The 15,954-nt window shown below is 34.8% G+C and carries 16 protein-coding genes; all 16 read left to right on the top strand.

Features of this window, described 5'->3' with window-relative positions; all coding sequences use genetic code 11:
- Positions 1-160: 160 nt before the first annotated feature.
- The 16 genes from NiCM35_RS16270 to NiCM35_RS16195 all read left to right on the top strand — a co-directional run bounded on the left by NiCM35_RS16270 (position 161) and on the right by NiCM35_RS16195 (position 15,947).
- On the top strand, positions 161-1,048 hold the full coding sequence (locus NiCM35_RS16270; RefSeq protein WP_433780100.1) for a hypothetical protein: 888 nt from the start codon (positions 161-163) through the stop codon (positions 1,046-1,048).
- Positions 1,049-1,207: 159 nt separating this feature from the next.
- A complete protein-coding gene (locus NiCM35_RS16265; RefSeq protein ID WP_171510056.1) occupies positions 1,208-3,328 on the top strand; it encodes a BglG family transcription antiterminator in 2,121 nt (706 codons plus the stop codon).
- Between the two features lie 16 nt (positions 3,329-3,344).
- Positions 3,345-3,785: a PTS sugar transporter subunit IIA gene (locus NiCM35_RS16260; RefSeq protein WP_095329663.1), complete on the top strand. Its 441-nt coding sequence runs from the start codon at positions 3,345-3,347 to the stop codon at positions 3,783-3,785.
- The gene (locus NiCM35_RS16255; protein WP_095329664.1) at positions 3,785-4,051 is read left to right on the top strand and encodes a PTS sugar transporter subunit IIB; all 267 of its coding nucleotides are present in this window, start codon (positions 3,785-3,787) and stop codon (positions 4,049-4,051) included. The genes NiCM35_RS16260 and NiCM35_RS16255 overlap by 1 nt, the downstream gene beginning before the upstream one ends.
- A 31-nt stretch (positions 4,052-4,082) precedes the next feature.
- Positions 4,083-5,378, top strand: coding sequence for a PTS ascorbate transporter subunit IIC (ulaA, locus tag NiCM35_RS16250; protein ID WP_095329665.1), 1,296 nt, complete (start codon positions 4,083-4,085; stop codon positions 5,376-5,378).
- A gap of 70 nt (positions 5,379-5,448) precedes the next feature.
- Positions 5,449-6,441, top strand: coding sequence for a phosphotriesterase family protein (locus tag NiCM35_RS16245; protein WP_095329666.1), 993 nt, complete (start codon positions 5,449-5,451; stop codon positions 6,439-6,441).
- Between the two features lie 16 nt (positions 6,442-6,457).
- Positions 6,458-7,186, top strand: a complete 729-nt coding sequence (locus tag NiCM35_RS16240) for a creatininase family protein (protein WP_095329667.1) — start codon at positions 6,458-6,460, stop codon at positions 7,184-7,186.
- Position 7,187: 1 nt separating this feature from the next.
- On the top strand, positions 7,188-7,901 hold the full coding sequence (locus tag NiCM35_RS16235) for a KDGP aldolase (RefSeq protein WP_123258364.1): 714 nt from the start codon (positions 7,188-7,190) through the stop codon (positions 7,899-7,901).
- A gap of 3 nt (positions 7,902-7,904) precedes the next feature.
- A complete protein-coding gene (locus NiCM35_RS16230) occupies positions 7,905-8,651 on the top strand; it encodes an SIS domain-containing protein (protein ID WP_433780097.1) in 747 nt (248 codons plus the stop codon).
- A 1,519-nt stretch (positions 8,652-10,170) separates the two neighbouring features.
- Positions 10,171-10,848, top strand: coding sequence for a LexA family transcriptional regulator (locus NiCM35_RS16225; protein ID WP_123258362.1), 678 nt, complete (start codon positions 10,171-10,173; stop codon positions 10,846-10,848).
- A 451-nt stretch (positions 10,849-11,299) separates the two neighbouring features.
- Positions 11,300-11,470 carry a sporulation histidine kinase inhibitor Sda gene (sda, locus tag NiCM35_RS16220; RefSeq protein WP_123258361.1) on the top strand — a complete coding sequence of 57 codons (171 nt, stop codon included), beginning with the start codon at positions 11,300-11,302 and terminating at the stop codon, positions 11,468-11,470.
- A 758-nt stretch (positions 11,471-12,228) separates the two neighbouring features.
- Positions 12,229-13,347 (top strand): ROK family transcriptional regulator, encoded by a 1,119-nt coding sequence (locus tag NiCM35_RS16215; RefSeq protein ID WP_095329671.1) that lies wholly within the window; start codon positions 12,229-12,231, stop codon positions 13,345-13,347.
- A gap of 30 nt (positions 13,348-13,377) precedes the next feature.
- Positions 13,378-13,791 carry a PTS sugar transporter subunit IIA gene (locus NiCM35_RS16210; protein ID WP_163185294.1) on the top strand — a complete coding sequence of 138 codons (414 nt, stop codon included), beginning with the start codon at positions 13,378-13,380 and terminating at the stop codon, positions 13,789-13,791.
- Between the two features lie 2 nt (positions 13,792-13,793).
- On the top strand, positions 13,794-14,273 hold the full coding sequence (locus NiCM35_RS16205) for a PTS sugar transporter subunit IIB (protein ID WP_095329673.1): 480 nt from the start codon (positions 13,794-13,796) through the stop codon (positions 14,271-14,273).
- 83 nt (positions 14,274-14,356) lie between these two features.
- Positions 14,357-15,145, top strand: a complete 789-nt coding sequence (locus NiCM35_RS16200; RefSeq protein ID WP_095329674.1) for a PTS mannose/fructose/sorbose/N-acetylgalactosamine transporter subunit IIC — start codon at positions 14,357-14,359, stop codon at positions 15,143-15,145.
- Complete coding sequence (locus tag NiCM35_RS16195; protein WP_095329675.1) at positions 15,138-15,947, top strand: PTS system mannose/fructose/sorbose family transporter subunit IID; 810 nt, start codon at positions 15,138-15,140, stop codon at positions 15,945-15,947. Before NiCM35_RS16200 ends, NiCM35_RS16195 begins: the two co-directional genes overlap by 8 nt.
- The last annotated feature ends 7 nt before the right edge of the window (positions 15,948-15,954 follow it).

Below are 15,954 nucleotides of genomic sequence, written 5' to 3'. Positions count from 1 at the left end.
AACTGAATTAAGGCATCCCTGTCTAAATTTAGATGGGGATTAAATTTTGTTTGTAAAGCCCAGTTATTAGTGAATAGGGTTGTTTTAAATTTATTAATAAGGTATAAATATAGATAACTACATAGAATTTCTAAGTATAGAAAAGAAGAGGACTGATACAATGACAAAAACAAAATGGCTCTTAGCTTTACTAGCTGCAATGGATATAACACTACTCATCATGCACTATACAGGCTATTATTTTATCTTTCTGCTGCCAACTGGGTATATCCTCCCATTCTGTCTTAACATTCTGATTTTAGTTATAATGGGATTTCGTTCCACTCGTAGACGTTTCTTTTGGGGGATTATTATTTTAATGTTAAGTATTCCTATTTTACTTTTATACGCGCTAATGAATTCCCTTTTGGAAAACAATTATACGACCATTGATTCCCCTTATAACAGGCAGTCGTTAGTGATTGAACATCGGAACTTTACCCTTGGTGAAACCACTTATTATTATGAATTCTACAAAACAAAATTCGGACTAATTGGCAAGCATCTGGAGGGTCAATCCATTAAAGTAATGGTTCGTTCTTCTGACATGGGAGATGAGGGAGATGAAAGTGCCATTGGGTGGAAAAACGCCCAATGGATTACAAAAGATATGGTTCGTTTTCCAACTTTAGAGGGAGAAAAGGATGTTTATTTAAATCCCACTTCTATCCGTAATAATCCTCTCCAAAATAAGAAGGAAGAAAACCAATCCTTTTCGTCAGAAATGAAGGAAAAGATTGAAACCTTTATGAAAATGGCTGAGAAGAAAGAGGATGGACAAGCGATAGAGATTAATGGTAATCGCTTAGAGGTTCGTTATGATAAATCAGCGAATGAAAGCTGGATAGAAGTTGAAAACGACAAGGAGTCAGGAGCGATCCCAAGACAGCAGTGTTCTCGGATAGTGAGGAATGAAGAGAACGGCTATTATATGCTGGAGGAATGTACACATAGTTGGGAATATCGGTTGTATCCATTGGAGAATGGGGAAGAGCGTATATACAGATAAATATTTGTTTTCGGATCATGCTGATTAACGAGTACGATTTTGCACAAAAGCTGTTGATTATAATCGGTCTTTCCAGATAAATCGTTAAGAGGTAGAATCAAGCTAAGCAATTGCCCTTTATCTTTTTGCACATTTCTTAAGTGCGAGGAGGAATATGACATGTCATTAGATAAACGCAGTACTGCGATATTAATGCAACTCATCCATGCAGACTCGTATATGTCTGTGGAAGAATTAACAGAGAAATTAAATGTTTCCCGCCGAACCATCTATTATGATATAGAGAAAATAAATGACTGGCTCGAAAGCCTTGGAATCGACAAGGTGAAAAAAGTGCGGAGTGCGGGATTTATACTTGCAGATCAAGTGAAAAAGCTTATTCCAATCAATATAAAGAGAGTACAAGCCTGGCATTATGAATATTCACAAGATGAACGCAAGGCATGGATTGCTATTTATATCTTAATGGGTGGAAAACGATATTTTTTGGAAGACCTAATGGAAAAAACTAGAGTTAGTAGAACGACTACTATTGAAGATATTAAATCTTTAAAAGCTGACATTCGCTCTTTTCATCTTCATTTGGATTTTGAGCGGAAGCAAGGATACACCATATCAGGGGATGAAACGGAAGTTCGGAGAGCAATTGGCTATTATTTATCGATTGCCATCCCCGTCCAAAACCACCATTCATTAGTAGCTGCTCTACAAATTCAACTTAGCGATGCCAAAAACAGTGAGCAACTTTTAACATTGCTAAAACAGGTTTATCATTTACTGTTCCAAAGCGAAAAAGAATTAAATATTAAGTTTACCGATAATATGCTTTACAGCTTAAGTTTGCGATTTATGTTATTTAGCATGAGAATAGCGCAAGAACAATATATAAAAATGGATGAAGTGGAAAAGGAAGTATTACGGAACACGAAAGCATTTTTGGTTGCAAAACAAATTTGCAGGGAACTCCAACGTATATTCCAAACAACCTTTCCTGAAGATGAGCAGATTTACTTAACCACTTACTTATTAGGGGCACGAGTTAATTATTCGGAAGAAGATTTAAATGATAATATCCTTTCAGAAGAATTAATGAAGGTTGCCAAAATAATGACGAATCAATTTCAAATCCTTGCCTGTACCTTATTCGATGATCAGGAAACACTGGTGAAAAATCTTGTTCTTCATTTAAAACCTGCTTTTTATCGAGTCAAATATGGACTTGATGTCGAAAAAAATATTGTTGACTCTGTTAAATCCCAATTTGAAGAGGTGTACTTCCTCACACAAAAAGTAATTGAGCCCTTCGAAAAGTTAATTGGGAAGCAGCTACCAGAAAATGAAATCGCTTATATTTCTTTTCACTTTGGAGGCTGCTTACGGAGAGCTGGGACAACATTAATTTCTAGAAAGAAAGCATTAGTCGTGTGTGCAAATGGGATTGGCACCTCTCAAATATTAAAACAGCAATTAGAAGGGTTATTCTCAACAATCGATATTACTGATTCTGTTTCCGTTAGAGATTATGAGGAGAAGAACTATCATGTTGATCTTATCTTTTCCACAACAGCGATTCAGAAAAAGGACACTCCAGTTTTTATCGTCAGTTCTATTCTATCGGATGCCGAAAAGGAAAGCTTATTAAAAAAGGTAAACGCTATCTTTAATAGCACGCAAAAGCAGCATCTTGCGACAAATAGAATTATCGATGTGGTGGAGCGATATGCAACGATACATCAAAAAGACGAGTTAATGAAGGAATTAAGACAATATTTAAATAGTCCAGAAATGACGATAACCGAAGCCTATAAACCAAACTTACTTGATGTTTTAAAAGAAGAGCATATCCAGACAACTTTAAATGTTCCAAATTGGAAATCAGCTATTAAATTAGCGGCTCGCTCCCTGATAGAAGGCGAATATATTACGGAAGCATACCGAGATGCGATGATTTCAAAAATTGAAGAGTATGGACCTTATATTGTTATTTCACCAAAGGTAGCGATTCCTCATGCTAAACCAGAAGATGGCGTCAAAAAACTAGGCATCAGTTTATTGAAACTGGAAGAAGCTGTTTCTTTTTCAAATGATGAAAAGCATGATGTTTCCTTAATCATTACATTGGCTCCTTTGGATCAAGAATCACATCTCAGGGCTTTATCCCAATTAACAGGATTATTTTCCAAAAAAGACACAGTGAACAGATTAATCAAACTTCAAACAGCACAGGATATCTATCAATATATGAAACAATCCTTAATTGATCAGCAATTGGTTAACTAACATGGAGGTGTGATACATGAAATTTTTGGAGAAATCTCTAATTGCTTTAGATGTAGAAGCTGGATCACCGGAAGAGGCTATTATTAGCACGGGGAAGCTTCTAATGAATAGTAAACTTGTTGAAGAAACTTATATACATGCTATGGTGCGTTCATTTCAAACAAATGGTCCTTATTTTGTTCTTGCGCCAAATATAGCGCTACCTCACGCAAGACCAGAAGATGGTGTGAAAGAGGCATGTGTATCATTTGTCAGACTAAAGACACCAGTTAAATTTGGTCATTCTTTTAACGATCCAGTGAGGTTAGTATTCGCTTTAGGTGCTTCCTCTAGTACTGAGCATGTTACCGTGCTGCAAAAATTAACGGCACTTCTATCAGATCAAGAAAATGTAGAAAAACTGCTGAATGCACAAAGCTATGAAGAGATTAAACCATTAATAGGAGGACAAATCTAATGAAAATTTTATGCGTATGTGGATTAGGACAAGGAACAAGCTTGATTTTACGAATAAATGTAGAAAATGTGCTGCGCCAAATGGGGATAGACGCAGATGTAGAGAATACAGACGTTTCCAGTGCTTCTGCCGAGCGTCCTGACTTTATCATTACAAGTAATGAACTATCCCAGTCATTAGCAGGACATTCCTCTAAAATCATTATCGTTAATAATTACTTTGATACAACTGAAATTAAAGCAGCTCTTGAAGCAAATATCGTTTAATAAATCCTAAATAATAGAGGAGGAACAAACAATGGAGGTCATTCAATGGCTAGCATCTAACTTCTTCGGAATCCCAGCAATTTTATTAGGCTTTATTGTGTTGCTTGGTTTGATCTTACAGAAAAAGAATACAAGCCAGATCATCAGTGGCACATTTAAAGCAATGATTGGTTTCTTAATCATTAATGCCGGTGCAGGTGTTATTACTGGTTCCCTTGGAGTATTTGAACCGATGTGGAGTGAAGTATTTGGGATTGAAGGAGCAGAATTTAGTTCCTTTATGGGGCAAGAAGCCTTCAATGCGAAATACGGCTCAGCAGTTACATTAGCGATGTTTATCGGATTTGTCATTAACGTGTTATTAGCAAGATTTACTCGCTTTAAATATATTTACTTAACAGGGCATATGATGTTCTGGACAACCATGATATTTGCTGGTGTCCTTATTGATACAACAACAAATATTCCATTCGCAGCTTTAGTTCTTATATTATCCGTATTTATGGGAATTTATTGGACCTTCCAGCCAGCTATTGTCCAGCCGTATATGCGGAAAATTACTGGACATGACCAAATAGCGCTGGGACACACTTCCGCGCTCGTTGCATTACTAGCATCTTGGTTTGGAAAGTGGTTTGGCAATAAAGAAAATGATGCGGAAAAAATCAAATTGCCAAAAGGTCTTGAATTTCTTAGAGACTCCAATGTTATTACTGCCCTGACAATGAGTATTCTCTTCGTAATAGGTGCTGTTATTCTGTCTCTAAAAGATACACCTGCTGCAGATGCTTTAGTTGCTCAAGCTGGCGATCAGAATTTTATCATGTATGCCATTATTCAATCCTTTACCTTTGCAGCTGGTATTGCTGTTGTCCTTTTCGGGGTGAAAATGTTTATTGGTGAGATTGTTCCTGCCTTCAACGGAATCGCTACGAAACTAGTTCCTGGTGCAAGACCTGCATTAGATGCACCTATCGTATTCACTTATGCTCCAAATGCCGTTATTCTTGGATTCCTTGGCGCATTTGCTGGCGGTATCATCTGGCTAATTATTTTAGGGCAAACAGTAGGATATGTGTTTGTGCCAACAATGATTGTACTATTCTTTCATGGAGCAACTGCTGGTGTTTTTGGGAATGCAACTGGCGGCGTCCGCGGCGCTCTAATGGGTGGCTTCATAACAGCAACCGTTGTCGCATGGGGACAATACTTAATGGTGAAAACGCTGATTGCTTCGACGATTCCAGACACCGCCATGTGGGCTGCGGATTCTGATATGTTCATCTTAGGACCATTATTCAGATTGATCGGGATGCTCTTTAATTAAATAACAATTATATAATCCGACATTGATTCATATGTCGGTTTTTCACTTAATCGATCAGGAGGTAAATGAAATGAGCTTTATTCGGACGTTAAGAGGAGATATTCAGCCTAAAGAGTTAGGGTTTACTTATTCACATGAACATATTGTTTGCCGTCCAGCTTATTGGGCTGAAAGAGATGCAGATGATTTACTGTTAGATGATAAAGAAAAATCGAAAAAGGATGTGGCTGATTTCAAACGCCACGGTGGCCAAGCAATTGTCGATGCTACAGCCGTTGATTATGGTCGCGATGTGCAGGCGGTAAAGGAAATTGCAGATGAGCTGGATCTCCACATTATCGGTACAGCTGGTTTCAACAAGAGCTTTCTTTGGGATGGAAAGATTAAAGAGGAGCTCAAACCGCTTATTGGAAATTACGATACTTATGCAGAATGGATTGATCAAACAAGTATAAATAAACTAACGGATTTTGTCATTAGAGAAGTAGAAGAAGGACTGGAAGGCACGCCCTTTAAAGCAGGACAAGTGAAATTCGGGACAGGCTATAACCGAATTACTCCCTTAGAAGAGAAGACTTTACGTGCAGTAGCAAGGGCACATCATGAAACAAAAGCTCCAATCCATTCCCATACTGAAGTTGGCACGATGGCATTAGAGCAAATCGAACTATTAAAATCAGAAAATGTCAATCTGGAATTCTTAAGTCTAGGACATATGGATCGTAATCCAGATCCATCTTATCATGAAAAAATAGCGAAAACAGGAGCGCTTTTAAGCTTTGACGGGATAGCGAAAATCAAATATGCACCAGAGTCGCTAAGAATTGAGTGCATTCTACATTTAGTAGAAAAGGGCTATGAAAATCAAATCCTCATTTCTGGTGATACAGCTCGTAAAAGCTATTATAAGCATTATGATTACGGCTTAGGTCTCGAATACATTATTGCCAAGTGGGTTCCTAGATTCATCGAGGAAGCAAATCAAAAAGGCTTTAATGGGGAGCAGCTGGTTCATAAATTCTTTGTAGAAAATCCAGCGAGATGCTTTACATTTAAAAAATAATGAGCGAGGTGTAAGCATGCAATTCCAATACGAAAACTCATTCGAAGTGAAAGAAAAAATAATCGATAAAAAGGTCGCTATCTTACCAATTGGAGCCGTAGAGGCTCACGGCCCGCATTTACCATTAGGTACAGATAATCTTTTAGCGGAACGGTTAAGTGCAAAGCTCGCCGAACAAGTTAATGGATTTGTTTTACCGACGTTACCTTATGGACAGGTTTGGAGTTTAAAGAACTTCCCTGGCAGCATCAATGTATCGAATGAATCTTTAATTAGTATGCTATTCGATATCGGAGAAAGTTTATACCGTCAGGGCTTCCAAATTTTCGCCATGGTTAATGGCCATCTAGGAAATGCTTTTGCTATGAAAGAAGCAGCACGAAAGCTTTATGAAATTTACCCAGAGTTAATCGTACTCTATCTATTTTATCCTGGTACAAGCAAAGTTATTGCGGAAGTTAGAGAAACGCCAGCAAGCCATGGCACATACTTTCATGCAGATGAAATAGAAACATCCTACATGTTATATCTAGCTCCAGAGTTTGTTGCGATGGAGAAAGCATTGAATGATATGCCAGCCATTCCAATGATTGCCGATGTGACACCAACGCCTTGGGAGGAATTTACCGAAACAGCCGTTTTAAGTGATGCAACCTTAGCCCGTTCAGATAAAGGGGAAAAAATAATCAAAGTTGCTCTTCAAAACATGGTACAAATTATTGAAAAAATGAAAGAGGGCCGCTAACATGTTAAAAGAAAAGCTTTTTGATTTTGTTTTATTCAATTTTCTAGCAAAGGACAAAGAAAATGTACAGGACATCATGGAAGCTGGGAAAGGTTTTGTTGTTCCAGGAATCGTAGCGTCCGATTTTTCCAATAGGCAAGAAGGAGCGAGTAAGGTTAAAGAACTGAAGGAAGTAGTTGACATTGTCTCAATCGGCCTTGGCGGTGGCGGGGATCCTATGTATGCAAAACGAGTTCTCGACATAGCTGCTATTTCTAATCCGGGACATATTAATCAGCCATTTGAAAGTGCGGTTTATGCAAAAGGATTTCTAGAAGGAAATGGAGCCTCTCCCCAGCTTGTTAATGCATTAGTAAAACCAAGTGGAACCGTTGGAACAGTGAAATTAGCTTCTGGTATGGAAGTAAAGGTAGAGGAATTCGTAGAAATTGCGCTTGCTTTAGGCGTGGAGTCCATTAAATTTATGCCTCTATCAGGGGAAGTTCATTTAGAGGAGCTTGTCTATTTAACAAAAGTTGCTGCACAAAAAGGAATTCGCGGCATTGAACCTGCAGGCGGTATAAGTGCGTTCAATATAAAGACAATCATTGATGCAGTCAAGAAAATAGAAATCGAATTTTTTATGCCGCATATATTTGGTTCCACAATTGATCAAGCAACAGGGAAAACCATTCCGACGGAAGTTGCACAAATATTAAATAAACTGGGGGCTTAACTCATGCTAACGAACTATTTTGAAAAAGTAGGCAATCTACTACAGTTGGTTTTAGAAAAGGAAAAAGTACATTTACAACTGGCGGCAGAAAAAGTCGCAGACAGCATTGAAAATGATGGCATTATTCAATTATTTGGATGCGGACATTCCCATATCCTAACAGAAGAGGTTTTTTACCGCGCTGGTGGATTGGTACCCCTAAAACCAATTTTATTCGAACCACTAATGCTTCACGAAGGGGCAATGCGTTCTTCCCAGTTGGAGCGCAAAAATGATTATGCTCAAAACTTTATAGAGGAATATGAGATTAAGCCAAATGATATCGTTTTTGTGTTATCTACATCTGGACGAAATCCTGTCCCTGTTGATGTAGCACAATATGCGAAAGAAAAAGGCGCGTTTGTCATTGGGATAACTTCATTAGAATATTCCCAAAGCCAGCCTTCTCGTCATAAAAGTGGTAACCATCTTTTTAATTCAGTCGATTTAGTGATAAACAATCATTCGGCAAAAGGAGATGCTATCTTAAGCTACGATAAGGTGAAGGTGCCGTTTGCCCCAACTTCTACTGTTATTGGTGCGACTATCCTAAATAGTATCTTTGCAGAAGCAATTAAAATCATGGCAGATCATGATTTTGAACCACCAGTTTTCTTAAGTGGAAATATAGAAGGCTCGGACGATCATAATGAAGCATTAGTAAAAAAATACGAAAAAAGAATCCCGTTGTTAACCTTAAATGTAGAGTAAGGTACGGGCTTGAAACCACTGAAAATTCCTCTTTTTTGAATTTTGCCTTCAAAAGAAAAGCTGAAATATCTAGATGTACTAATTAATAAAAAAGAATAAACTTATAGGTATTTTTAAGGATAGATTAAGGAGGATAGTATAGATGCTATCCTCCTTAAATTATCAGATAAACCACAGCTTGCTGATAGGTGAGTTAACGATCCATTCCCCTTAGATATAAATTTTAAAATGTTGAATTATAACAGTTAAAAAAAGAAATATATAATGAGTTTTTTAATATTATGGTAATAAATGAGATTTATATGGTAAAATAGTCTGAAGTAACCGTATTGAGGCAAGTTTAAAAAGTACAATAAGGCTTTTTAAAAGGTCTTGCTCAATATGTAAAGTAAATATTCTCATGGATTTTCTCGTCATTATAATATGAGGAAACAAATAAAATAATTGATGGAATGATAAAGCTGTTTGTTTCCTTTAATTTGCTCTTCGGAGTAGTAATATTTTGTCTATTTTATGAATTCTTATAAGGAACTTCCCTCCATAATCAAAAAATAACTATAATGAAGTGAGAAAGACCTGAAGAATTTAGGTGGTTACTTTAACTACAACTGTATGGTATGAATATAGACAAGCTGTATCAGATTTAAGACTTCTGATTGATCCCTTTTTCTGTAAGAGATTATTTCTTTGAAAATAATAAATAAGTGGCTTTTCATTGTTATTGCTCAAAATTCACCTTTTGTTATTACAGTGTTTGCCAAGTTGTTACATATTTTTTACAAGCAGAAAGATTTCTGACTGTCTTGAAGAATTAAGTGTAATATAAAAAAGGAGAGATTATAAATTTATCGCTTCTATTTCCAATGTTTTTATCTACTCAAGGATGGTGAAAACTGGAAATACGAGAAAACACTGACAAATTGCTAATCCAAAACAAGATGGAACACTCGTATATTTATTAGAAAAAGGTAAAAGCACTACTAATATAGAAGGAAATTATCAAAAGAATTATTTGATATATAAATTGGTTTAATTAGATGCGAAAGCAAGGGGATTGGAAACAACATATCATAAGTTATGTTGTCTAGTTCGTTTCATACCAAGTTCTTAATTTAAGCACCATTTCAATTTTTGTAATGTTGCTAATTTTAAATTACTATAGTGAAAAAATATATCAAAATTTGAAATGAAATGGGTTTATTAAACATAGCAAAAGGGTAAATTACAATGTTAAAAAATAAACAGATTGAGATGTATAATAAATGGTTACCTTATAATTATAAAGTAATAATTATTTTGTTACGGTAGTATAGATTTCTAATATAACTCTCCTGATGCTATTCAATATTTTATATAAAACCGAACCATTGTGCTAGAAAATGAAGCTAAATTTAGTAATTCACAGTTGGGGTGCACTAATAATTAGTTAATATAACTTATTATTAAGCTTAATAATGTTCTACAAATAATACTAAGAAATAAAAAGAAGATTATATTGATATTAATTAAAGGAGTAATTATGGGTATCACAAAACGCAGAAAGCAGTTTTTAGAGGAAATTGTAAAAATTTATCAAGATACTCTTTTGCCGGTACATTATGAGACAATAGCAAATTCAATCGGGGTAAGTAAATGGACTGCATACGATGTTATGAAAGTATTAGAGAAAGATGGTTATTTAGAAAGAACGTATGTTAAAAATGAAAGTGATACAGGTCGTTCGATTGTAGTTTTTATTCCTACAAAAGAAGTTATTGATTTATATGTTAATGCTCAGAATCAATCCTCTTTAAAAGAAGAAAATTTAGATAATAAAGAAAGCATAAACATAAATATGGCATCAATGGAAAAGTATGTTGATAAAAAGATTTTGAATCGTATTGCAAATAAATTTGGAAATAGAAAGCTGACAACAGATACAAAGTTCTGTTGTTATTATTTAAGTAAACTAATTTATTTTCTAAACAAAGGCGGAGAAGAAACGAAAGGTATTACTGATTTTTCGATTTCTGCATCTAATAATCCGTATGTACAGATCTCCATTTTCGTTGGTTTATCTCTTGCTATTATTATGCCTGCTGAGAATAAAAGAAGTGATTTATCAACGAATGAATTGAGTTCTCAATTCTTTGAGTGTTTGGATAGACTAGAAGCGGATGAATTAAAGATGTTAGTTTTTTTCTTATCAGAGATTTAATTTAATTATAAATAGAAGTATAAATCAAATGGAATGCTTGGAGTATCTTATCGTTCATTTGATTTATACTGTTAAAAATATAAGGGAAGTTCTATTGCAACATGCAATCTTAATAGCACTATTTTTTCACTACTTTAAAAAATGAAAAAAATTTTCTCGAACTTTATTGGCAGTTTATTGGGTAGCGGTTAATATTATAGTATGTAATATACTATTTCAGACTTATTTAGGACTATAAGGAAAATCAGATTGAAGAATCCATGTTATTTAAATAGTTTTTTGGTTTTTTGGGTTTTTAGGGAGGGTATATGAAGAATTAGATAACGAGACTTTATCACCAAGTGCTTAATCTTCATTTAAGAAGAAGTGTTCATCGGGATTATTAAAAGAAAATATAGAGAATAAAATAAGGGAAATAATTGAGTTTTTTGTGCTGAGTTTGGAGGGTAGTATGAAGAATTTAGATAGTGAAACTTTATTAGGAGTGTATCATAAGGCAATAGAACTTAATCTAAATAAGGCTTACATAGATATAATAAAAAGAGAATTAATTAAGAGAAAAGTAATAGTCGATAAATCTGATAATAATAGAAATAGTGAAGGATTGTATTTTTTTAAATAGTTATTTGGTCTTTTTGGTATTTTTTAATATATTTTAATAACTGGTTTAAAATTTTTTGGGATAAAGAAGAATATATTTTGTTCTGTGCTTTTTCGAGAAATTATTGCTAGGTTCAAAAATTGAACTACGCTTGTTTTGCTTTCTTATCCAATAGATAGGAAAAAAATTAACGCCTTAAGCTACGATAAGGTGAAAGCATCATTTGCCCCAATTTCTACTGTTATTTTAAATAATAATTTGGCAGAAGCAATTGAAATCATGACAGATCATGACTTTGCCCACCAATTTTCCAGTACGAATATGTAAGGCTCTCGCAAACATAATGAGGCATTAGTAAAAAAGTTAAAAAAGAGTCCCGTTATTCACCTATAAGTGGAAGAGTAGTAAGAAACGGGCGGCATATTATACATATAAAAATAGATGTAAAAAGAAATTCTCTAAGTTCTTTCTTTTAATAATTTCTTTACCGGAAATAGGGCTTCTCTCTACTTAATGAGAGAAGCCCTATTTCAGCATAGGCAATAAAGATAACCTCAAAATAAATGAAAGCTTCTTTCTTCAATTAGCGATAAGAAACTAAAAAGGGTTAATAAAATTAGTAGAACAATCAGAAAATTTTTAGAAAGATATTGAAATGTCAGAAAACTTATGTGATAATACAAATAATTAGTCCAGTAACAAAACTAATTAAAGGGAATAAGACATAATAGAAATTTTTAAGGATTTACAAACTAGTATTGGAGATAGGATAAAGCATTATGAAAAACAAAGTTGCAGCACATCATGACTTGATAAAAAAAATTAATCGGTCATTGATATTGGAAGAAATTAAAACAGAAAAGTTAATTAGCAGAGCTCAAATTGCAAAAAAATTATCATTAAGTAAGTCAACAGTTTCATCAATTGTGGAAGAATTGTTAGAAAAAAAATTAGTAATAGAGATGGGAGAACAAAGTCCTGTTAAGGGTGGTGGGAGACCTGCATTGATGCTAGGATATAACACGGATTCAGCTTATGGTATTGGATTAGATATTGATAGAGTAAGAATTTTAATCATTATTACCAATTTAGTTGGAAAGATAATCTTTAAAAAAAAGGTGAAATTAACAAATCAAGTAGAAGAAATTATCGGTATTGTCAAAGAGAGCATAAAAGAATCTGCTATACCCGAGGAAAAAATTCTAGGTATGGGCATAGGGGTACCTGGTAGAGCTAATTCAGAAATAGTATTTCGAGCAAAAGCTTTAAATTGGACTAATCTTAACCTTCATGAAATTTTCAAACCGCATTTTCCTTTTCCCACATTTATTAACAATGATGTCAATTGTGCAGGTTTAGGTGAAATGTGGCTGGATCCTTCAGGGATAAAAAATCTTTTATTTATTGAAATTGGGCAGAGTATTGGAAGCGCAGTCATTAACGAAGGGAATCTAGTATATGGTCATGATTACCAAGCTGGTGAGATTGCCTATCAAATAAGCCGGAGTGATTTTGAAAATGGCAAGTTTAACCTGATGGGAAAACCAGGTGTATTTGAATCAAAAATATCAGGAATTGCATTGGCAGAGTCAGGTTATTCCCCAGAAGTTTTGTTTCAAAAGTATTCTCATGGAGAGCAACAAGTAATTTCTATCGTAGATAGTTTTGTTATTGAACTATCTGTTTTTATTGCTAATGCTACAAATCTAATAAATCCTGAAAGAGTTATTATTGGTGGAGATGTTTCCGAATCGATGGATATCGTAATCAATCAAATAAGCGAATTAGTTACAAACCTTACTCCAATAAAAACAGAAATAAGTCTGGCTAGGCTTGGAGGGGATGCTGGGGCACTTGGTGCGATAGCATTTATGTTTAAACAGATAGAAAATCAGTAATACAAAAAGCACCTTATGGAGGGATTAATAGTGAGAATCATTATTGCAACACATGGTGAGTTAGCTAAGTCATTAATCGAGACTGCTGAATTAATTATAGGTACAAACCACCAAATGAGTTGTTTTTGTATGACAAAATCAAAATCTGGAGAAGTAGGAAAGCAGGAATTAACAGAGTTAATTTTTAGCGATACTTTAACAGATCTTGTTATTTTTACAGATGTGTACGGGGGAAGTGTTAATAATATTTGTTCTGAAATATTATTGAGTTTACCAGAAAATGAAACATTTCATTTAGTTTCGGGTGTGAATCTTCCTATGATTTTAACTACCATTATGACTTCTTATAACGAAGATTCAGTTGAAGCGATTTTAACTGAATCTATTAAAGAAGGAAGACATGGGATTAAATACATCAATGAATTAGTAAAAGGAGTGGTGTGAAAATGATTTCTTTATTCAGAATTGATGATCGTCTCCTCCATGGGCAAGTTGCTTTTGGCTGGTCACCTTCTGTTGGTGCTAATGTTATTCTTGTGGTAAATGACGAAGCGAAAAATGACAAAGTAAAAGCAATGGCACTCGATTTGGCTAAACCTAATAATGTGAAATTATATATTAGGGGAGTTGCAGAATCTGGAGAAATAATTAGTAAATTTGCTGAAGCGAAGAAAAGTAATGTATTAGTTCTGGTAAGAAATACGGATGATGCGTTAGAAGTTGCTAAGAACTCCCAAGGTGCCATAAGTGAGATCAATGTAGGGGGGCTAAGATACGAAGAAGGGAAGAAAAAGTTGACTGATTTAGTTGCAGTCAGCGAAAAAGATATTAACAACCTGAAACAAATAGAGCAACTAGGTATAAATTTGGATTTCAGAATATTGCCAAGAGATAAAAAACAATTATTCAGCGATTTACTAAAATAAAAAAATATTTCATCAAGATCTACGAACAATGGTCGTCATCATATCTAAGAAAATGGTAGTAAGAATAAGGGGAGGCGAGATTTTTGTTATATGAGGCAATATTATTGGGGTTAATAGCCGGTATAGGAATATTAGATAGCAGATTATTCGGAGTCTTGATGTTAGAACGCCCTTTAGTATTGGGTGCATTGGTTGGATTAGTTCTTGGTGATTTTAAGACAGGGATTATTATTGGCGCCCAACTAGAATTAATCTGGATGGGGATCGCTGGCATCGGTTCATCTACACCACCCGATGTTGTGACAGGAGGAGTCTTAGGTACTGCTTTTGCGATCATTTCTGGAAAGGGGCCGGAAGTTGCTTTGGCACTTGCAGTTCCTATTGCCGTTTTAGCTCAATCACTAGGTGTACTTGTAAGGGTAATTAATACTTATTTTGTACATAAAGCAGATCATTACGCCCAAAAAGCTGATTTTAAAAAAGTTACCCTCATGATGTGGATACCTATCTCTTTATTTTTCCTAAGTGTGTTTGTTCCAACCTTTTTAGCAATTTTATTGGGGGCAGATAAAGTTTCTTATCTAATTAATTCAGTTCCAAAGGTGATTTTAGAAGGAATGACTATTGCCGGAAACCTGCTGCCAGCCATTGGGTTTGCTCTCTTGATGGATATGCTGTTTTCTAAAAAAATGGCCGTATTTTTCTTTATCGGTTTCTTATCGGCATCATATCTAGAACTTGATGTTATGGCAATAGCGTTAATGGGTGTATGTTTAGCAATCCTATTAAACTTTTTCATTAATAATAACGATGCTGGAAAGAAGAAGGACGAAAGTAATAATTTAACGGAGGGAGAGATTAACTTTGAGTGAGGGGAAGAAGCTCAGTAAAAAAGACTTGCAAAGCGTTTTTTGGCGGTCATTTGCTCTGCAGGGTGCCTTTAACTATGAGAGAATGCAGAATCTCGGCTTTTGTTATACGATGATCCCAGTAATCAAAAGATTATATGAAAAGGAAGAAGAACAGGCACAGGCTTTAAAAAGACATTTGGAAATTTTTAATACAACACCAGTTGTTTCTCCAACTATTGCTGGAATTAGTGCAGCGATGGAGGAACAAAATGCAAATAATAAAGATTTTGACACTAGTTCGATTAATGCTGTAAAAACCGCACTTATGGGACCGTTAGCTGGTATTGGAGATTCATTATTTTGGGGAACATTGAGGATAATTGCTGCTGGTATTGGTATATCCTTTGCAGAGCATGGCAATTTGATTGGACCTATCCTGTTTTTACTGCTTTATAATGTTCCCAATATATTAGTAAGGGTTTTTGGATTAAAGTTTGGTTATTCTGTTGGTGTGAATTCATTGGAAAGAATCCAAAAAGAAGGTCTGATGGACAAAATTATGGCAATGGCTACTACAGTTGGATTACTTGTAGTGGGAGCAATGGTAGCAACTATGTTAAAAATCACCACACCATTGAAATTTAGCGTAAATGGTGCAGAAGTAGTAATTCAAGACATATTGAATCAAATTTTGCCTAATCTTTTGCCAATATTAGTAACATTTGTTGTCTTTTGGATGATTAGAAAAAAAGTAAGCATATCTAAGATGACAATTGCGACTGTTTTTATTGGAATAATTATACATTGGATTGGAATATTATAAAAGGAGA

This window comes from Niallia sp. M35 (assembly GCF_050971705.1).
Classification (GTDB): domain Bacteria; phylum Bacillota; class Bacilli; order Bacillales; family Cytobacillaceae; genus Niallia; species Niallia circulans_A.
The sequence above is the reverse complement of the archived record's forward strand: the minus strand, read 5'-3'. Positions and strand labels throughout refer to the sequence as shown.